This window comes from Bacillus ectoiniformans, assembly GCF_016908875.1.
GTDB classification, from domain to species: domain Bacteria; phylum Bacillota; class Bacilli; order Bacillales; family Domibacillaceae; genus Bacillus_BX; species Bacillus_BX ectoiniformans.
The window spans coordinates 90,988-111,025 of the sequence record NZ_JAFBES010000001.1 but is presented as its reverse complement, the minus strand read 5'-3'; the positions used below and the strand labels follow the sequence as shown (position 1 = coordinate 111,025).

Sequence of the window (20,038 nt, the reverse complement as noted above, 5' to 3'; positions counted from 1 at the left end):
GCAAAGCCGGCTGTCCCGAGGCAGCCGGCTCTATTTTATTTCTTTTCCTTCAGCTTCAGTACCAAATCGGCATCAGGCGTAACAAAAACCGTTTGCTGATTATCATAAATCACGAATCCGGGTTTTGCTCCATTCGGTTTTTTGACATGACGTACTTTCGTGTAGTCTACCGGAACGGAACCGGATGATTTCGCTTTGCTGTAAAAAGCGGCAAGGTTTGCGGCTTCTAGAATGGTTGTTTCTGACGGTTCTTCACTCCTGATCACCACATGAGAACCAGGGATATCCTTCGTATGCAGCCAGATTTCATCCCGGCGGGCAAATTTATTCGTTAAGTAATCGTTTTGCTTGTTGTTTTTTCCGACAAACATCAGTGTTCCATCGCTTGATACATACGTTTCAAGTTCGGGCTGCTTGCTTCCTTGCTTTTTCTTTTTGAGGGTCCTTGCTTTCATATATCCTTCTTCTGACAGTTCTTCTCGAATCTCTTCAATGTCACGAGGCGAAGCCGATTCAATCTGCTGGAGAAGATTATCGAAGTAACGAATTTCCTCATTCGTTTTTTCAATTTGTTCTTTCACAGCTAACACCGCATTTTTTGCCTTTTGATATTTTGAAAAATACTTCTGTGCATTTTCAGAAGGAGATTTCTGCGGGTCAAGGGCAATGGTGATATTTCCGCCATTTTCATCATAATAATTGACAACGCTGATCTCAGTCATTCCTTTTTTAACCTCATACAAATAAGCGGTGAGAAGTTCACCCTGCAGCTGGAAACGATCGGCATTTTCAGCATCCGCAAGCGTTTTTTGAAGTTTCTTTAGCTTGGTTTCATTTTTTTCTTTTTCGTTTTTCATAAAACGCTCAAGATCATTGGCTTGCTGTTTCACACGGTCCCGTTCGGCTTTCCCGAAGTAAAACCGATCAAGCATCTCGCTTAAATTCGAAAATGTCTTTCGGTCTCCGCTTAGGTGAGTGAGATTGGTTAAATAAAAGTAAGATTTCTGATCTTGTTCTATAATAACCGGTTCATATTGATGTTCTTTTAACGGGGAAACAACTGTGAAAAAAGCATCGGGCAAAGTTTCTTTTGTCACTAATCCGCATTGATGAATGATCTCCTTCGCTATGAGAGGGGAGAAGCCTGCGAATTGTGAGACGAGCTGTTTCTCCATTTTGCCGCTGTTGAAATCAATTTTGTGAAGAAGACTTTCCCTCTCTGCGTCAAAAGGATTTGCTTTATCCTGAGCAGGAGGAAGAACATATTCATATCCCGGCAGGACAGTCCTGTAGCTGTTGACGACAGCGGATACATGCTTAATGCTGTCGATGATCGTGCCTTTCTGCTTATCGACTAAAATAATATTGCTGTGCCTTCCCATTACCTCTACAAACAGCTGTTTATAGGCGATATCGCCAATTTCATTTTTTCCTTTAAACTCAAAGATGATCAGCCGATCCAGACCGTGCTGGTGAATGTTCTCTAAGATCGCTCCTTCTAAATGCTTTCGCATAAGCGAGCAAAACAGCGGAGGTTCTTGAGGGTTTTCGTAGCTTTCATTCGTCAGCTGCACTCTCGCATAGCTTGAGTGGGCGGATAAAAGCAGTTTATGATTCTTTCCTTGTGAACGGATAATAAGAACCGTTTCATTTTTATAGGGCTGGTGGATCTTATTGACGCGCCCTCCGATTAATTGTTCTGTTAATTCCTTTGTCATGGCTCTTGTAAATAAACCGTCAAATGACATATGCCGTCACCTTTTCTCTGCATTGGATTTTCCTAAAATAAAAAAACTTATTCAAATGATAACATGTTTTGGCTCGCCGCTGAATAATCTTGCTATGAGAAGGACAAGTTTGTTTGTTTGGAGGGAGTGAGCAGATGAATTTTCACCAGCTCAAACAGGAAGAGGTGGAGAGTCAGCTTCAAACCAGCGTACAGCAGGGGCTGACGACAGAAGAAGCCGTAAAAAGGCAGCAGCACACAGGCTTTAATGAACTGCGTGAAGAGAAATTGCCATCTGCATGGCGGATATTTTTTCGGCAGTTTAAAGATTTCATGGTATTGGTTTTAATAGCGGCGACGGTCATCTCAGCATTGATGGGAGAGTATATCGATTCTATCGCTATCTTGGCCATTATCGTCATCAATGGGCTACTAGGTTTTATGCAAGAGAGAAAGGCGGAGAAGTCGCTTCAGGCACTGAAAGAATTATCGGCGCCACAAGCCTTAGTGCTGAGGGATGGCGAGTGGACCAAGCTTCCGTCTAAAGACATTGTACCTGGTGATGTGCTGAAATTCTCAAGCGGGGACCGTGTAGGAGCGGATGTACGATTGCTTGAAACGGTTAACCTTGAAATTGAGGAATCAGCCATGACAGGGGAATCTGTTCCATCAGAAAAAACCGTCTCCTGTATTTCGAGAGAGGAGAGGCCAGCTCTTGCTGATATGAAGAACATGGCGTTTATGGGGACGCTTGTCACAAGAGGCAGCGGTGTAGGTGTGGTGACGGCGATCGGCATGAAGACCGCTATGGGAAATATCGCGAGTATGCTTCAGCAAGCAGGCAAGACAGAAACCCCTCTGCAAAGGCGTTTAGAGCAGCTGGGCAAAATACTGATCGCAGCCGCTCTGTTTTTAACCATGCTAGTTGTCGTCATAGGCGTCTTTCAAGGGCATGATCTTTATACGATGCTGCTTGCGGGTGTTTCGCTTGCGGTAGCCGCCATTCCTGAGGGACTGCCAGCTATTGTGACCGTCGCATTATCGCTCGGTGTTCAGCGAATGATTAAGCGCAGGGCGGTAGTTCGGCAGTTAGCCGCGGTAGAAACACTAGGGTGCACAACGGTGATCTGTTCTGATAAAACAGGAACGATGACTCAAAATCAGATGACTGTTACTGACATTTGGGCCGGTGGAGATGCATGGAAGGTAACAGGCCGAGGGTATGAACCGAATGGTGATTTCTTAAAAAACGAGCGAGAAGTGGCACCATCGGCTGAAAAAAGCCTCTATCAATTGTTAATGTTCGGCATGCTATGCAATCATGCAGAGCTGAAAAAGAATGAAAAAGAGTATTTTATTCAAGGTGATCCAACAGAAGGGGCATTGCTTACTGCCGCTTTAAAAGCAGGGTTAAATAAAGAAGGCTTACTTTCTCAATACACGATTGAGGATGAAATTCCGTTTGATTCCGAGAGAAAAATGATGACGGTGATCGTGAAAGATAAAAACGGGAAACGGTTTGCGATTACAAAAGGTGCGCCAGATATTGTCATGGAGAAGTGTGATTATATTTTATGGGACGAGAAGCAGCGGGTCTATTCAAAAGAATATAAAGAACGCACCAAAGATACGATCCAGTCTATGGCGAGCCAAGCACTTCGGGTTATTGCTGTCGCATTTAAGCCTTTAACTTCCTCCCAGACTGTGAACCTGACAATGGAAGAGGGACTGACTTTCATTGGCATGGAAGGAATGATCGATCCTCCAAGGCCAGAAGTGAAACAAGCTGTAGCCGAATGCCGAGAAGCTGGCATCAAGACCGTCATGATCACAGGTGACCATGCAGCGACAGCTAAAGCGATTGCAAGTCAGCTTGGCCTGTTAAAAAAAGACGGAGCTATTCTTGATGGCCAGGCGCTGGCTCAAATGTCTGATGAGGAATTTGAAAAAGCAGCAGAAAAAACGACCGTCTATGCCCGTGTTACACCTGAGGACAAATTGAAAATTGTCCGAGCACTGCAGAAAAACGGCCATATCGTCGCAATGACAGGTGACGGAGTAAATGATGCACCGGCGATCAAAGCAGCGGATATCGGAATTGCCATGGGAATTACCGGCACAGATGTAGCGAAAGAAGCTTCTTCATTAGTACTCGCTGATGATAATTTTACAACGATAAAATCAGCTGTAGAGGAAGGACGGAATATTTACGAGAACATTCGCAAGTTCATCCGGTATTTGATGGCTTCCAATGTCGGTGAAATTCTCGTCATGCTATTTGCTATGATACTCGCGCTTCCGCTTCCGCTCGTTCCGATCCAAATTTTATGGGTGAATTTAGTTACGGACGGTTTGCCGGCATTAGCCCTCGGTTTGGATAAGGCAGAAGACGATGTCATGAAAAGAAATCCGAGACACCCGAAAGAAGGGGTGTTTGCCAGAGGTTTAGGCTGGAAAATCATTTCGCGGGGATTCTTGATCGGGATTGTTACACTGATCGCATTCATCATCAGCTACAAGCAGCACCCTGGTGATTTGGCTTATGCACAGACTGTCGCATTTGCCACATTGGTTACAGCTCAGCTGATTCATGTATTTGACTGCCGCAGTGAACGTTCGGTGCTGGCACGTAATCCGTTTGGCAATCTCTATTTAATTGCCGCGGTCATTTCCTCATTTGTGTTAATGGTCGGGGTCATTTATATTCCAGCTCTTCAGCCAATTTTCCACACGGTACCGCTCGTGCCTAGAGAGTGGATGCTCGTGATCGGAATGGGAGCTATTCCAACATTTTTACTGGCTGGCTCATTTTTTGCAAGTAATAGAAAATAAATTATGGTATAATGCAAAAGGTAGTAGAGTGACTCTCTATTGCCTTTTATTTTTGTTATAGGGAAGTGAATGGCTGATGGTAGTAAGTATGACAGGCTTTGGCAGGAGTAAAGTAAAGTCAGCCGAACATGCCGTGACGGCAGAAATGAAGTCGGTGAATCACCGATTTAGCGAATTTCATATAAGAATGCCCAGACAATTATTAAAAATTGAAGATAAAATCAAAAAAGAACTGGCACAATACATACAACGAGGTCGGCTTGAATTATTCATCACAATAGAAGGAGACGGCCTTGTCCACCGGGAACTGCAGGTGGACTGGAAACTGGTCGAAGACTATGTTCATTTGATGGAACAGCTGTCAGATAAATTTCAGCTTGCCGGACACGTAGAATTGAGAGATCTGCTCCAGCGTTCTGACCTTATTTCTGTCGAAGAAAGCGAAGAAGAAAATGAGGAATTAGAGCAGCTCGTACTGCAAGCAGTAACTGAAGCGGTTCAGCGGCTTGTAGCTATGCGCAGAGCAGAAGGCGATGAATTGAAGAAGGATTTACTTGTCCTCTTGCAAAAGTTCAAAGAAAAATTAACAGCGATTAAAGACTTAGCGCCGCTGGTTGTACAGTCTTACAGCGATCGCCTTAAGCGGCGCATGCAAGAACTGTCAGCAAGTTCATTTGATGAATCCCGCCTATTAACAGAAGTAGCTGTGTTTGCTGATAAAGCGGATATTCACGAAGAATGCATCAGGCTTGAAAGCCATCTTCAGCAATTTCGCCAAACATTAGAGGCTGGCGAACCGATCGGCCGAAAGCTGGATTTCATGATTCAGGAAATGAACCGGGAAGTGAATACCATCGGATCAAAAGCCAATGATTCAGCGATCGCTTCCGGTGTGGTTGAATTAAAAACATGTCTCGAAAAAATGCGGGAACAAGTCCAAAATATTGAATAAGCAAGATCTGTTTGAATACAGCTCGTTATTGGGAGGGCCTTATGTCCATTCGATTAATTAATATTGGTTTTGGAAATATTGTCTCGGCTAATCGGATAATTTCGATTGTCAGCCCCGAGTCTGCACCGATTAAACGCTTAGTGCAGGAAGCGCGTGACAGAGGAGCATTGATTGACGCTACATATGGAAGAAGAACAAGGGCGGTCATTATGACGGACAGCGATCATGTCATACTATCCGCCGTTCAGCCAGAAACGGTCGCCCAGCGCATTGTTTCAAAAGAAGAAGTTACTGATGAAGGGCAGGGAAAAGCATGAAAGAAAAAGGTTTGCTGATTGTATTATCAGGACCTTCCGGTGTGGGAAAAGGAACGGTGAGAAAAGAGATCTTTTCACAGCCGGATGTAAAGTTTGACTATTCTATTTCAATGACGACACGCGCCCCGCGTGAAGGAGAAGTGGACGGAGTAGATTACTTTTTTAAAAGCCGCGAAGAGTTTGAACAATTGATTGAAGAGGGAAAACTGTTAGAGCATGCTGAGTTTGTCGGCAACTATTATGGAACTCCGGTTGATTATGTTCGCCAGACCCTTGATGCCGGGAAAGATATTTTCCTTGAGATTGAAGTTCAAGGGGCTCGCCAAGTCCGCGAGAAATTTCCTGAAGGGCTGTTTATCTTTTTAGCTCCGCCAAGCTTGTCCGAGCTTCATAGCCGAATTATTAACCGCGGCACAGAAAGTGAAGAAGTCATTAAGGGACGCATGGAAAAAGCGAGAAAAGAAATTGAAATGATGGAACTTTATGATTATGTAGTAGAAAACGATGAAGTCGAGCGAGCATGCAGCCGGATTCAATCCATCGTCGTGGCAGAACATTGCCGCCGCGAACGTGTTCATTATCGCTATAAAAAAATGCTGGAGGGCGAATAAGATGTTATATCCATCAATTGATAACCTATTAACTAAAATTGACTCTAAATATTCATTAGTAAGTGTAGCGGCCAAGCGCGCACGGAGTCTTCAAGAAAACAGCCAGACGAAAATGCTTGATTCTTATGAATCACACAAATTTGTCGGCAAAGCACTTGAAGAGATCTATGCGGATGAATTAACGATGAAAGAGAAAGACCGTAACGAAACGTATTCAGATGAAGTATAATTAGAGACATGAGCATAACAACCTGTAAAAGGTTGTTATTTTTTTACAAGAAAATGAGACTGAATCAAATGATCATTTTATAATACAAGGGGTGTTGGCCGTGTTAAAAGACAAGAAAATATTACTTTGTGTAACGGGTGGGATAGCTGTATATAAGGCTGCAGCTTTGACGAGCAAGCTTACGCAGGCTGGTGCTGCTGTAAAGGTGATGATGTCAGATTCAGCCCAGGAGTTTGTCACACCCCTAACATTTCAAGCGCTGTCGCGTCATGATGTGTATACCGACACGTTTGATGAAAAAGACTCTGCCGTCATTGCCCATATTGATTTAGCGGATTGGGCGGATTTAATTATCGTCGCTCCAGCAACGGCTAACATCATCGGCAAATTGGCCAATGGTTTAGCGGACGACATGATTTCTACGACATTATTAGCGGCGACTGCCCCTGTTTGGATTGCTCCAGCTATGAACGTCCATATGTATGATCATCCGGCTGTAAAAAAGAATATTGCCACATTAGCTTCGTTCGGCTATCAATTCGTTGAACCGAGCGAGGGATATTTAGCGTGCGGATATGTGGGGAAAGGCCGGTTGGAAGAGCCAGAGAAAATCATGGCTGTAATGGAAAGCTTCTTTTCTAATCAGCAAGAACAGCCCTTAAAGGGAAAGAGCATTGTCATTACAGCAGGCCCAACGAGAGAAGCAGTTGACCCGGTACGCTTTTTGACGAATCACTCTACGGGGAAGATGGGCTATGCCTTAGCTGAAGCCGCGAGAGATTTCGGAGCAGAAGTTCATTTAATTTCCGGGCCAGTCAACATAGGCCCGCCTTCAGGAATGAAAGTGACGAATGTGCAAAGCGCGGAAGAGATGTACCAGGCAGTGATGGAAACCTTTAATCAAGCAGACATCGTTATTAAAACGGCAGCTGTTGCTGATTACAGACCAAAAACCATTCATGCTGATAAAATGAAAAAGCAAGAAGGCAGCTTAGCGCTTGAAATGGAACGGACAAAAGACATTTTAAAGACACTCGGTGAACAGAAAACGCATCAGATGCTCATTGGGTTTGCGGCTGAAACGACGAATGTGGAAGAATACGCAAGAAAAAAATTGGTCACAAAAAATGCCGATATGATTGTAGCGAATAATGTAAAAACAGAAGGCGCGGGGTTCGGCAGTGATACGAACATTATTACGATCTATAAGAAGGATGGATCGAAAAAAGACCTGGATCTAATGACGAAAAAAATGGCTGCTAAAGAAATCCTTATAGAAGCAGCAGCTGAGTTAAAAAAGGATGAGGAAGCATGCAAGTAGCAAGCGTGATTGTCGACGTAGCTGCCATGCAGACGGACCGGGCGTTTGACTACCTTATTCCAGAAAAATGGACAGGTCTCATTCAGCCTGGAATGAGAGTGATTGTTCCATTTGGCCCAAGACAAATCCAAGGCTTTGTGACGGAACTGAAACAGGCATCTGATGTGAAAAAGCTTAAATCCATTGTGGAACCAATGGATTTATTGCCGGTTTTAAACCCTGAATTGCTGGAATTAGCGGATTGGCTGACAGAAACAACACTTTGCTTTAAAATTTCAGCCTATCAAGTCATGCTTCCGGCAGCAATGAAAGCGAAGTATGATAAAGTGTTCCGTTTAAGAGAAAGCAGTGAAGGAATCGAGCAAGAAACGATTCAGCTATTCGGCGGACGGAAGGAAATAGCCTGGGATGAAGTGGAGTCCGCTGGCATGCTGACACGTTTTCGCCAAGAAGTAAAAGCAGATCGTGTAGAACTTGTCTACCAAGTAAAGAGCAAAGGCAATAAAAAAACGATGCGGATGATTGGAAGCAGAAGGGCTAAAAAAGAATTAACTGCTTTAGCGAATGAGATTCCTGCGAACGCTCAAAAACAAAAGCTCGTGCTGGCCTATATATCTGAACAGACGAAGGAAACAATCTCAGCAAAAGAGATAATGGAAGCTACCGGTGCGTCCAATTCGACCATCAAGACATTGACTGACAAAGGAATTCTATTTGAAGAACAGCAAGAAATCTACAGAGATCCCTACGAGCATGCAAACTTTCGCCAGACAAAGCCGCTCGATTTAACCGATCAGCAAGCAAAGGCCATCGAGCCGATCATAAATACAATTAATAAAAACACTCATGATACCTTCTTGCTTTACGGTGTGACAGGAAGCGGGAAAACCGAAATTTATTTGCAGTCCATACAAAGAGTGCTCGAAAAAGGCAAAGAAGCCATTGTGCTGGTGCCTGAGATAGCTTTAACTCCGCAAATGGTCAATCGGTTCAAAGGCCGTTTTGGCGATGATGTAGCTGTTCTTCACAGCGGGCTATCTGTCGGGGAAAAGTACGATGAATGGCGCAAGATCCAGCGCAAAGAAGTAAAGGTCGTCGTCGGAGCACGCTCTGCAGTGTTTGCACCATTTGAGAATCTTGGCATCATCATCATTGATGAAGAGCATGAAACGAGCTATAAGCAAGAAGAAAATCCCCGCTACCATGCGAGAGAAGCAGCGATTAAGCGGGCGAGCCACTATTCATGTCCTGTTATTCTAGGGAGTGCAACACCGTCATTAGAGAGCTTTGCGCGTGCGCAAAAAGGAGTTTATCAGCTATTAACCCTGTCAAAGAGAATGAACGATCAAGCACTTCCTGATGTGAATATTATTGATATGAGGGAAGAATTGAGAGAAGGAAATCGTTCCATGTTCTCAAGAACTCTGTTTGAAAAACTCGAAGACCGGATAGCAAAAGGAGAACAAACGGTTCTGTTTCTAAACCGCCGAGGCCATTCTTCGTTTGTCATGTGCAGAGATTGCGGTTACGTAGCAGGATGTCCGAACTGTGATATTTCCTTAACCTATCATAGACATAGTCATCATATGAAGTGTCATTATTGCGGATACGAAGAGCGGGTGCCGAATATCTGCCCGGAATGTCAAAGCGAACATATCCGTTATTTCGGCACAGGCACTCAAAAAGTAGAAGAAGAATTAGGAAAGCTGCTTCCTCATGCCCGCGTCGTACGGATGGATGTGGATACAACGAGCAGGAAAGGCTCTCATGAGAAGTTATTGCGGCAATTTGAGGAAGGCAAAGCTGACATTTTGCTTGGAACCCAAATGATAGCCAAGGGGCTCGATTTTCCAAACATCACGTTAGTTGGTGTGCTGAGTGCTGATACAATGCTCCACATTCCGGACTTTCGTTCATCAGAAAAAACATTTCAATTATTAACGCAAGTAAGCGGAAGAGCAGGAAGGCATGAACTTTCAGGTGAAGTGGTTATTCAGACATACACTCCCGAACATTACAGTATTCAGCTCGCCGGCAAGCAGAATTATGACCAGTTTTACGAGCAGGAAATGATGATTAGGAAGATGGGGAACTATCCCCCTTTTTATTACTTGGCGCTAGTGACAGTCAGCCATGAAGATGTCATGACTGCATCATCTGTCACAGAAAAAATCACGCAGTTTATCGGGTCGCGAATTTCCAGCCAAGCCATCATCCTTGGTCCGGTTGCCTCGCCCATCCCCCGGATCAACAATAGATATCGTTACCAATGTTTGATAAAATACAAGCGTGAACCGAAATTAAATGAGGCATTAAAAAAAGTGACGGAACACTACACCAAACAATATAAAGACAAAAGTTTACAGGTCGCAGTAGATGTGAATCCTTTCATAATGATGTAGAATAAACGTTTGCGATAAAATAGAAAGTGGGGAGATAGAACTTGGCACGTTTACCGATTGTTTTTCACCCAAATGAAATTCTTGAGACAGAATGCCAGCCGGTGACTAATTTTGATAAAAAGCTGAAGAAGCTAGTTTTAGATATGCAGGAAACGATGATTGAAGCGGATGGGGTAGGCTTAGCTGCTCCGCAAATCGGAAAGGATCTTCAAGTGGCCGTGGTGGATGTAGAGGATCACCATGGTTTAATCCCATTGATCAACCCGGTTATTCTAGAATCAAAAGGAAGTCAAACAGACGTTGAGGGCTGTTTAAGCTTCCCGGGAGTATATGGCGAAGTCACGCGCCCTGCTTATGTAAAAGTGAAAGCGCAGGATGTGAAAGGCAGATTTTTCATGATAGAAGCGCATGATTTTCTGGCTCGGGCAATTCAGCATGAGATTGATCATCTTCACGGGGTTTTATTTACATCTAAAATAGAAAAATATCTTACGGAAAAAGAATTGGAAGGAATGGGAGCCGAATGACAAATATCGTATTCATGGGGACACCGGATTTCTCAGTTCCTGTTCTTCAAACATTAATTAAAGATGGCTACAGCATTCAAGCGGTAGTTACGCAGCCGGACAGGCCGGTAGGAAGAAAACGAGTATTAACCCCTCCTCCTGTAAAAGTGGCGGCTTTAGAACATAATATACCCGTCTTGCAGCCTGAGAAGTTAAGGACATCGGAAGAGCTGCAGCAGATCATTGATTTACAGCCTGACATTATTGTGACGGCCGCTTACGGTCAGATTTTGCCTAATCAATTGTTAGAGGCGCCGAAATTCGGCTGTGTGAATGTCCATGCGTCTTTGCTGCCTGAACTTCGCGGCGGAGCACCTATTCATTACTCGATTCTGCAAGGGAAAGACAAAACAGGTATAACGATCATGTATATGGCAGAAAAACTGGATGCGGGCGATATTATTAGCCAGGCAGAGGTTATAATAGAAGAAACGGATCATGTAGGAAGTCTTCACGATAAATTAAGTGAAGCTGGTTCCGCGTTATTATCAGAAACTCTGCCAAACATTCTGGCAGGGGATATTTCTCCAATGAAACAAAATGAATCAGAAGCTACTTTTGCCTCCAATATTAAACGAGAACAAGAGAGAATAGATTGGTCGAAAGACGGGGAAATGATTTATAACCATATTCGCGGTCTTCACCCATGGCCGGTTGCCTACACTACGCTTGACGGCCAAGTAATGAAAATATGGTGGGGAGAAAAAACAGCCTCGTCTAAACAGGCCGAACCTGGGACTGTCATTGAAATAGAATCTGACGGGTTTATTGTTTCCACAGGGAATGAAACAGCCATTAAAGTGACTAATCTTCAGCCTTCAGGAAAAAAACGGATGTCAGCGGAACAATTTTTAAGAGGTGCGGCCTCTGGACTTGCCATTGGCAAGAAGTTAGGAGAATGAAATGAAACAAAGTAAAAAGTCAGTGCGGGAACTCGCGCTAGATTTGCTTGAAGCTGTCGAGAAAAATCAATCATACAGCAATTTATTATTGAACTCAGCTATTGAAAAAAACCGTCTTTCCTCACGTGATGCCGGTTTACTCACAGAATTAACCTATGGAACGATTCAAAGAAAAATGACGCTCGATTATTATTTAGCGCCTTTTGCCAAAAAGAAGCTAGAATCTTGGGTTAGGCAGCTTCTAAGACTGTCGTTGTACCAAATGGTGTACTTGGATAAAATCCCGGAACGCGCGGTAATTCATGAAGCGGTGGAGCTCGCTAAAAAAAGAGGCCATAAAGGAATCTCCGGTTTAGTCAATGGAATATTACGGTCCATCCAGAGAGAAGGAGTGCCGAGTCTAGACGAAATAAAAGAACCTGCTGAAAGAATATCTATTGAAACAAGCCATCCGCTTTGGTTAGTGAAAAGATGGATTATGCAGTTTGGTGAAGAACGAACGAAGAGTATGTGCCAGACCAACTTGATGGCGCCTACTCAGTCTATCCGCGTCAATACAACAAAAGCGAGCAGAGAAGCGGTGCTTGAGCTTTTAAAACAGGAAGGCTATGAGGCAGAGCCAAGTGATATGGTGCCAGAAGCGATTCATATTTTAAAAGGAAACATTGCGCAGTCGGATGTATTTAAGACGGGGCTTGCCACGATTCAAGATGAGAGCTCTATGCTGGTGGCTTATGCGCTGGATGTTCAAACGGGACAAACCGTGCTGGATACATGTGCGGCCCCGGGTGGAAAAACGACACATATCGCAGAGAAGCTAAATAATACAGGAAAAGTGTCTGCGCTGGATTTGCATGAACATAAAATGAAGTTTATTCATGAAAATGCATCTCGTCTTGGTTTAGCAAATATAGAAACCAAAGCCCTAGACAGCCGCAAAGCTGGAGAAATTTTTGAAGAAGAAAGCTTTGACCGCATATTGGTGGATGCGCCTTGCTCGGGACTTGGGGTGCTGCGACGCAAGCCGGATATAAAATATGTAAAAAAAGAAGAGGATTTACTGTCTTTGCAAAAAGTTCAATTAGATATTCTGCATGCGGTATCCCCGCTTTTGACAAAAGGCGGATCTCTTGTTTATAGTACGTGTACGGTAGATAAGGAAGAAAACCTCGGCACTGTGGAAAAATTCTTAGAGAATCACAGTGATTTTGAACTAGCCACTTTAGAAGGGCTGCCTCAAAGTGCGGCCGCTCTGACTGAAAACGGCATGCTGCAAGTCTTGCCGCAAGATTTTGGCGGAGATGGGTTCTTTATCTGCAAATTTAGAAAGAAGGTGCAATAATGGAGCAAACAACAACACAAGATAAGGCGCAAAAAGAGCTGCAAATGCCTTCAATATATTCACTAGAATTACATGAATTGAAAGACTGGTTAAAGGAGCAAGGAGAAAAGCCGTTTCGAGCGGAACAAATTTTCGATTGGCTGTATAAAAAGCGGGTCGTGTCTTTTGAAGATATGCTGAATTTATCAAAAGAACTTCGGGACAAGCTGGCTGCTCACTTTACGATTACCACATTAAAAACACTAATTCAGCAAGAATCCTCTGATGGAACGATCAAATTTTTATTTGAACTTCATGACGGATATTCGATTGAAACAGTTTTAATGCGGCATGAATATGGCAATTCTGTTTGTGTAACGACACAAGTGGGCTGCCGGATTGGCTGTACGTTCTGTGCTTCAACACTTGGCGGCCTAAAGCGTCATTTAGAAGCAGGAGAAATTGTGGCTCAAGTAGTAAAAGTACAGCAGGCATTAGATGAAAGTGATGAGCGGGTAAGTTCAGTCGTTATTATGGGGATTGGCGAGCCGTTTGATAATTATGACGAGATGATGTCCTTCTTAAAAATTATCAATTTCGATCAAGGGTTGAATATCGGCGCTCGGCACATTACCGTTTCTACAAGCGGCATTGTTCCTAAGATTTACAAGTTTGCTGATGAGGAGCTGCAAATCAACTTTGCGATTTCACTGCACGCATCTAACAATGAATTGCGTACGAAGCTAATGCCAATTAACCGTGCATACAAGCTAGATGATTTAATGAAGGCGGTTCGCTATTACGTTGAAAAAACAGGACGCCGCATCAGCTTTGAATACGGATTGTTTGGCGGTGAGAATGATTCGATCGCTCATGCTGAAGAGTTAGCCAAATTAATTAAAGGCATTAAGTGCCATGTGAATTTAATTCCGGTTAACTATGTTCCGGAGCGCGATTATGTGCGCACACCGAAAAGACAAATTTTTGAATTTGAGAAAACATTGAAGAAACATGGAGTAAATGTAACCATTCGCCGTGAAAATGGTCACGATATTGATGCCGCATGCGGCCAGCTTCGTGCGAAAGAGCGGTCAGAAGAGACGAGGTGAGACACTATGGATTCTGTCTTTCGAACGGACAGAGGTCGAATTCGTGCTCATAATGAAGATAATGGCGGTGTGTTTGTAAATACCGTAAATGATTGCCTAGCCATCGTAGCCGATGGCATGGGCGGTCATAATGCGGGTGACATTGCCAGTCAAATCACAATTGAGTCGATGAAGTCAAAATGGGAAACTGTCAAACAAATTGAAACACCAAATCAGGCGCAGGAGTGGCTTGAATCTGCGATCTATGAAGTCAATCAGGCAATTTTTGCCCATTCAAAAGGAAATGAAGAATGTTCTGGAATGGGAACCACTTTGGTAGCAGCGATTTGCACCACCCGTTTTTGCACTATTGCCAATATTGGTGACAGCCGATGCTATTTGTTTAATGAAAGCGGATTTAATCAAGTGACTGAAGATCATTCTTTAGTCAATGAACTAGTCAAATCAGGTGAAATTACGAAAGAAGATGCTGAACACCATCCGAGAAAAAATGTTTTGACTCGTGCACTGGGGACAGACTCTGTGGTGAAGGCGGATTTTAAAACCATCACTTTTGAAGAGGGAGATTCCCTGTTATTATGTTCAGATGGTTTATCGAATAAACTAACACAACAAGATATTCAGCAAATTTTACAGGCCAATTTACTACTTGAGGAAAAAGCTGATGCGTTTGTCCGAGTGGCAAATGAAAACGGCGGTGAGGACAATATTACATTAATTATTCTCGAACATTCTGCTGGCCTTGAAAGCGGGTGAGAGAGTTATGCTAATTGGAAAGCGCTTAAACGGCCGCTACAAAGTCATCAAAATGATCGGCGGCGGCGGAATGGCAAATGTGTATTTGGCACGGGACATTATTTTAGAACGAGATGTTGCCATTAAAGTGCTGAGACTGGAATTTGCCAGTGAAGATGAATTTTTAAGACGTTTTCATAGAGAAGCTCAATCGGCAACTAGCCTTGTTCATCCTAACATTGTAAATATATATGATGTTGGCGAAGAAGAAGGCATGAACTTTTTAGTGATGGAATATGTGGACGGAATGACACTGAAGGAATTTATTCAAAAGTCGCCCATTCCTGTCGAAAAAGCGATAGATGTTATGAAACAATTGGCATCAGCCATCGCATTTGCTCATCATAATTCAATCATTCATCGTGATATTAAACCTCACAATATTTTGATTGACCACGACGGGAACGTAAAAATCACTGATTTTGGTATTGCCATGGCCTTAAGCGCCACCTCTATTACACAAACAAATGCTGTTCTGGGCTCCGTTCATTACATATCTCCTGAACAGGCAAGAGGAGGAATGGCAACAAAGAAGTCTGATATTTATGCTTTAGGGATTGTCATGTTTGAATTATTGACAGGAAAGCTGCCCTTCTCTGGCGAGTCAGCTGTTTCGATTGCGATCAAGCATTTACAGACTGAAACGCCTTCATTAAAGGAATTTCAGCCGGGCATTCCGCAAAGTGTCGAGAATATCGTCATGAAAGCGACTGCGAAAGATCCATTGCATCGATACGAAACAGTAGAGGCAATGGAAGAAGATTTAGCCACCGCATTAGACCCTGAGCGTTTAAATGACCCTAAATTTATGATCCCTGATTTAGATGATGAAGCAACAAAAGCGATTCCTATTATTAAAGACCCGGCGATAGCAGAGGCCGAGGAAGAGACGAAGGTTCGTCCGAATCCAGCTATGAAGCAGGCGACAGCTGAGATTAAAGAAAAAAAACCGGAAAAGAAAAAAAGAAAATGGCCGCTTATTGTTTTCATCTTTTTATTATTGGCGGCACTAGCTGGGCTTGCTGCAGCATTTATTCCGGGGTTAATTGGACCGAAAGATATGGAAGTACCTAATGTAAATGGGAAGAAGCTCGATGCCGCAGTATCAGAAATAGTGACGAAAGGGTTAACTGTAGGCGAAACCACCGAGCGTTTTAGTGATGAAGTGCCAGAAGGAATGGTCATTGAAACAAAGCCAGAGGCTGGTTCTAGCGTGAAAGAAGGAGATTCTATTGATCTGCTTGTCAGCGCAGGGAAAGAAACAGTGGAATTCGGTGATTATCAAGACGAAAATTATGAAGAGATAGCAGAAGAATTAGAAAAAGAAGGCTATAAAGAAGTCAGTCAGGAACTGGTGTACGATGAAAGTGAGCCGGGAACGATCATTGATCAGGATCCGGAAGCAGGGAATAAAATCATTCCAGGTGAAACAGAAGTCGTATTTACAGTCAGTCAAGGACTAGAGAAAGTTTCGCTGATTGACCTGACCGATTATAATCAAAAAAGTTTGCAAGATTACGCTCAATCCACTGGATTAAATATTGAAGTCATCAAAGAGGAATACTCAGACACGGTTGGAGAAGGACTGGTGATCTCTCAATCTCCTGAACAAGGATCCAAGCTGCATGTGGGCGAGAAAGTGGAAGTCGTCGTCTCTAAAGGGAAACGTGAAATTCCCCCGAAAACAGTGACGAAAGAAATTATCATTCCGTATGAACCAGAGATTGATGGAACTCCTCAAGAGGTACAAATTTATGTGGAAGATATGAATCGCAGTATGACGGAGCCGTATGAAGTCTTTATGATTCAGGGAGAAACGAAAAAGACACTTGAGTTTATTATGCAAAGAGGGATGAAAGCAGGCTATAAAGTCATACGCGATCAGCGGGTCATTATGGATGAAACGATTCCATATCCAGAAGAAGAAGAGAATAATGAAGGAGGCGCCTGATGCCAGAAGGGAAAATTATTAAAGCGTTGAGCGGCTTTTATTATGTGCTTGATGGAGAACGCGTCGTACAATGCCGGGGAAGAGGCATTTTTCGGAAAAGAAAAGTGTCTCCCCTCGTTGGAGACTATGTCGAGTACCAAGCTGATAATGATAAAGAAGGAACGATTGTAGCAATAGAGGATCGGAAAAACGAAATGATTCGCCCGCCAATTGCCAATGTGGATCAAGCGATTTTGGTCTTTTCTGCAGTTCAGCCTGATTTCAGCACGGCTTTATTAGATCGCTTTCTTGTGTTAATTGAGTCGAAGCAGATCGAACCTCTGATATGTATTACCAAGATCGATTTATTGTCCGAAGCAGAAACCAAGCAGATTCAGCAGTATGCAGATGAGTATCGGTCTATCGGGTATTCGGTTCTTTTAACATCTTCCATGGAAGAAGACGGATTAGAAGAATTATTAAGTTATTTGCATAAACGGATCTCTGTATTTGCTGGGCAATCCGGAGTGGGGAAATCCTCTCTTCTAAATGCATTAAGGCCTGAATTAGAACTGAAAACGAATGAAATTTCAGATTCGCTTGGCCGGGGAAAGCATACGACGAGACATGTTGAATTGATCAAAGTAAACGATGGATTAGTGGCTGACACCCCTGGTTTTAGTTCGCTGGAATTTACCGAGATTGAAGCGGATGAACTTCCTTTCTGCTTTCCAGAAATGGTGAAGCTGAGTCAGGATTGCAAGTTTCGGGGCTGCCTGCATTTAAATGAACCGAAATGTGCAGTGAAAGCAGCTGTTGAAGCCGACGAATTGCTGCCGTACCGATATAAGCATTATCTGCAGTTTATGGAAGAAATTAAAGAGAGAAAGCCGAGGTATTAATATGGTAAAAATCGCACCGTCAATATTATCAGCTGATTTTTCTAAATTGGGAGAGGAAATTAAAGAAGTAGAGGCAGGCGGAGCCGATTACATTCATGTAGATGTGATGGATGGCCACTTTGTGCCGAACATTACAATTGGGCCATTAATTGTGGAAGCGATTCGTCCGGTTACGAAGCTTCCGCTTGATGTCCATTTAATGATCGAAAATGCCGATCAATATATCGAAGCCTTTGCGAAAGCCGGAGCCGATTATATTACCGTTCACGCGGAGGCTTGTCCGCACCTTCACCGTACGATCCAGCTGATTCGCTCATTTGGGGTGAAGCCTGGAGTGGTTCTAAATCCGGCTACTCCGGCGGAAGCCATTCAGCATGTGTTAGAAGATATCGATATGGTGCTGATCATGACCGTCAATCCTGGTTTCGGCGGACAGTCGTTTATTCATTCGGTCGTACCCAAAATCCGTCAGGTGAAGCAAATGATTGTGGACCGCGGACTGGATATTGAAATCGAAATTGATGGCGGCGTCAATGCAGAAACAGCTAAGCTCGGTACAGATGCCGGCGCGGATGTGTTAGTTGCGGGATCTGCCGTTTATAACCAGCCTGACCGTAAACAAGCGATTGAAGCGATTAAGCAGTCGATTGAAATAATGTAAAGCCCTTTTTGAACCAGGCTTTAATTGAAAAACTGGACTCATTCCATTCTGGATTGGTCCAGTTTTTATCGTTTATCTGTAACCGACTAGCATACATATTCTTGAACAAATTGGCCAAGTCACATAAAGAAATAAAGGAGTTGGCCGTTTTTTGCAGTAGGATTAAGATAATAGGTTACTAGCGTTAGGTTAATTGGAGCGGAAGGTGCGAGACTCCTGCGGGATCAGCGGGACAGGTGAGACCCCGCAGGTGCTTTAGCGCTGAGGAGGCTCACCGCACGCCCCGCGGAAAGCGAAGCATCCTGGAGTTCCAATCAACCGGCATGTTTAACAAAGTTACCTTAAGAATTTTTAAAGCAGTTTGTCTTACGAATTGTACATAAGGAGGGGATGAAATGAAAATAGCTCTAGTTGCCGGAGGGCCAGAATCGGAACTGGCTGATATTCGTTCTTTTATCGATCAGGATCTATTGTGGGTCGGTGTGGATAGAGGAGTCCTTTACTTATTAAAAAGAGGGATTCGTGTATCTCGCGCGTTTGGCGATTTTGATTCGGTTACACTCGATGAATTTCAAAAGATACAAAACCATGTGCCGGATGTAATGAGAGTGCGGGCTGAAAAAAATGAAACGGATCTTGAGCTGGCCTTGCTTTGGGCTATGCAGCAAAACCCAGAAACAATTTATATTTTTGGTGCTACGGGCGGAAGGCTAGATCATTTTTTCGGCAATGTTAATCTATTATTGAAGAAACAATTTCTCACTTCGCATATAGATATAAGGATAGTGGATCAGCGCAATCAGCTGTCTTTATATGAACCGGGGTGCTATCAGGTATTGCCGGATCCAAACTTAACATACTGTTCTTTCTTTTCGATTCTTGGGGATGTGACCGGTCTCACACTTGAAGGGTTTAAGTATCCTTTAAGAAATCATACGATCGAAACAGGGTCAACTTTATGCGTGAGTAATGAGTTAATAAGAGAAAGCGGTACTTTTTCTTTCGGGACCGGCATATTAATGATGGTAAGAAGTTCTGATGCTGAAGCAGTTTAAACTGGAGGGGTGGCAATCATGAAATTTTATACCATTAAACTTCCTAAATTTTTAGGCGGCCTGGTGCGAGCCATGCTTGGAACAATGAAAAAATAACTTCAGGCAATGGACAGAGATAGATGAATGTTACTACATGCAGGCTTGAGTAGAAAAAAGGTCAAAAAAAGAACAACCGGCTGAATTCAGCTGGTTGTTCTTTTTTTGGAAAGTATTATACACGCTCAATTTTTCCGGATTTAAGTGCTCTTGCTGAAACCCAAACACGTTTAGGTTTTCCGTCTACAAGAATGCGAACTTTTTGAAGGTTAGCACCCCAAGTACGCTTATTGGCGTTCATTGCGTGGGAACGAGCGTTACCGGAACGAGCTTTACGACCTGAAACAACACATTTTTTAGGCATGTTATTC

The 20,038-nt window shown here is 43.4% G+C and carries 19 protein-coding genes; 17 read left to right on the top strand and 2 right to left on the bottom strand.

Annotated features, from left to right (window positions below; genetic code table 11):
* Positions 1-35: 35 nt before the first annotated feature.
* Entirely contained in the window at positions 36-1,748 is a 1,713-nt protein-coding gene (locus JOC78_RS00560; RefSeq protein WP_204551990.1) for an Rqc2 family fibronectin-binding protein, read from the bottom strand.
* Positions 1,749-1,882: 134 nt separating this feature from the next.
* Between JOC78_RS00560 and JOC78_RS00555 the strand changes: the two genes are divergently transcribed.
* The 17 genes from JOC78_RS00555 (at position 1,883) to spoVM (ending at position 19,727) form a co-directional block, all read left to right on the top strand.
* The gene (locus JOC78_RS00555; protein WP_204551988.1) at positions 1,883-4,558 is read left to right on the top strand and encodes a calcium-translocating P-type ATPase, SERCA-type; all 2,676 of its coding nucleotides are present in this window, start codon (positions 1,883-1,885) and stop codon (positions 4,556-4,558) included.
* Between the two features lie 76 nt (positions 4,559-4,634).
* A complete protein-coding gene (locus JOC78_RS00550) occupies positions 4,635-5,510 on the top strand; it encodes a YicC/YloC family endoribonuclease (protein ID WP_204551986.1) in 876 nt (291 codons plus the stop codon).
* 41 nt (positions 5,511-5,551) lie between these two features.
* The gene (remA, locus tag JOC78_RS00545) at positions 5,552-5,827 is read left to right on the top strand and encodes an extracellular matrix/biofilm regulator RemA (RefSeq protein ID WP_204551984.1); all 276 of its coding nucleotides are present in this window, start codon (positions 5,552-5,554) and stop codon (positions 5,825-5,827) included.
* Entirely contained in the window at positions 5,824-6,438 is a 615-nt protein-coding gene (gene gmk, locus JOC78_RS00540; RefSeq protein ID WP_204551982.1) for a guanylate kinase, read from the top strand. The genes remA and gmk overlap by 4 nt, the downstream gene beginning before the upstream one ends.
* A 1-nt stretch (position 6,439) precedes the next feature.
* Positions 6,440-6,667: a DNA-directed RNA polymerase subunit omega gene (gene rpoZ / locus JOC78_RS00535; protein ID WP_204551980.1), complete on the top strand. Its 228-nt coding sequence runs from the start codon at positions 6,440-6,442 to the stop codon at positions 6,665-6,667.
* Between the two features lie 100 nt (positions 6,668-6,767).
* Entirely contained in the window at positions 6,768-7,988 is a 1,221-nt protein-coding gene (coaBC, locus tag JOC78_RS00530; RefSeq protein ID WP_204551978.1) for a bifunctional phosphopantothenoylcysteine decarboxylase/phosphopantothenate--cysteine ligase CoaBC, read from the top strand.
* Positions 7,979-10,390: a primosomal protein N' gene (gene priA / locus JOC78_RS00525; RefSeq protein ID WP_204551976.1), complete on the top strand. Its 2,412-nt coding sequence runs from the start codon at positions 7,979-7,981 to the stop codon at positions 10,388-10,390. The genes coaBC and priA overlap by 10 nt, the downstream gene beginning before the upstream one ends.
* 41 nt (positions 10,391-10,431) lie before the next feature.
* The gene (gene def, locus JOC78_RS00520) at positions 10,432-10,917 is read left to right on the top strand and encodes a peptide deformylase (protein ID WP_204551974.1); all 486 of its coding nucleotides are present in this window, start codon (positions 10,432-10,434) and stop codon (positions 10,915-10,917) included.
* On the top strand, positions 10,914-11,858 hold the full coding sequence (gene fmt / locus JOC78_RS00515; protein ID WP_204551973.1) for a methionyl-tRNA formyltransferase: 945 nt from the start codon (positions 10,914-10,916) through the stop codon (positions 11,856-11,858). Before def ends, fmt begins: the two co-directional genes overlap by 4 nt.
* Before the next feature lies 1 nt (position 11,859).
* Entirely contained in the window at positions 11,860-13,200 is a 1,341-nt protein-coding gene (gene rsmB / locus JOC78_RS00510) for a 16S rRNA (cytosine(967)-C(5))-methyltransferase RsmB (protein ID WP_204551971.1), read from the top strand.
* The gene (gene rlmN / locus JOC78_RS00505; RefSeq protein WP_204551969.1) at positions 13,200-14,288 is read left to right on the top strand and encodes a dual-specificity RNA methyltransferase RlmN; all 1,089 of its coding nucleotides are present in this window, start codon (positions 13,200-13,202) and stop codon (positions 14,286-14,288) included. Before rsmB ends, rlmN begins: the two co-directional genes overlap by 1 nt.
* Positions 14,289-14,294: 6 nt before the next feature.
* Positions 14,295-15,044, top strand: coding sequence for a Stp1/IreP family PP2C-type Ser/Thr phosphatase (locus JOC78_RS00500; RefSeq protein ID WP_204551967.1), 750 nt, complete (start codon positions 14,295-14,297; stop codon positions 15,042-15,044).
* Between the two features lie 7 nt (positions 15,045-15,051).
* Positions 15,052-17,034, top strand: coding sequence for a Stk1 family PASTA domain-containing Ser/Thr kinase (gene pknB, locus JOC78_RS00495; protein WP_204551965.1), 1,983 nt, complete (start codon positions 15,052-15,054; stop codon positions 17,032-17,034).
* Complete coding sequence (gene rsgA / locus JOC78_RS00490) at positions 17,034-17,915, top strand: ribosome small subunit-dependent GTPase A (RefSeq protein ID WP_204551964.1); 882 nt, start codon at positions 17,034-17,036, stop codon at positions 17,913-17,915. The genes pknB and rsgA overlap by 1 nt, the downstream gene beginning before the upstream one ends.
* A 1-nt stretch (position 17,916) precedes the next feature.
* Positions 17,917-18,576 (top strand): ribulose-phosphate 3-epimerase, encoded by a 660-nt coding sequence (gene rpe / locus JOC78_RS00485; RefSeq protein WP_204551962.1) that lies wholly within the window; start codon positions 17,917-17,919, stop codon positions 18,574-18,576.
* Between the two features lie 395 nt (positions 18,577-18,971).
* Positions 18,972-19,631 (top strand): thiamine diphosphokinase, encoded by a 660-nt coding sequence (locus tag JOC78_RS00480; RefSeq protein ID WP_204551960.1) that lies wholly within the window; start codon positions 18,972-18,974, stop codon positions 19,629-19,631.
* 18 nt (positions 19,632-19,649) lie between these two features.
* Positions 19,650-19,727: a stage V sporulation protein SpoVM gene (gene spoVM, locus JOC78_RS00475; RefSeq protein ID WP_204552891.1), complete on the top strand. Its 78-nt coding sequence runs from the start codon at positions 19,650-19,652 to the stop codon at positions 19,725-19,727.
* Between the two features lie 115 nt (positions 19,728-19,842).
* Here the strand turns inward: spoVM and rpmB are convergent, their stop codons facing one another.
* Positions 19,843-20,031 carry a 50S ribosomal protein L28 gene (gene rpmB, locus JOC78_RS00470; protein WP_204551958.1) on the bottom strand — a complete coding sequence of 63 codons (189 nt, stop codon included), beginning with the start codon at positions 20,029-20,031 and terminating at the stop codon, positions 19,843-19,845.
* Positions 20,032-20,038 lie beyond the last annotated feature (7 nt).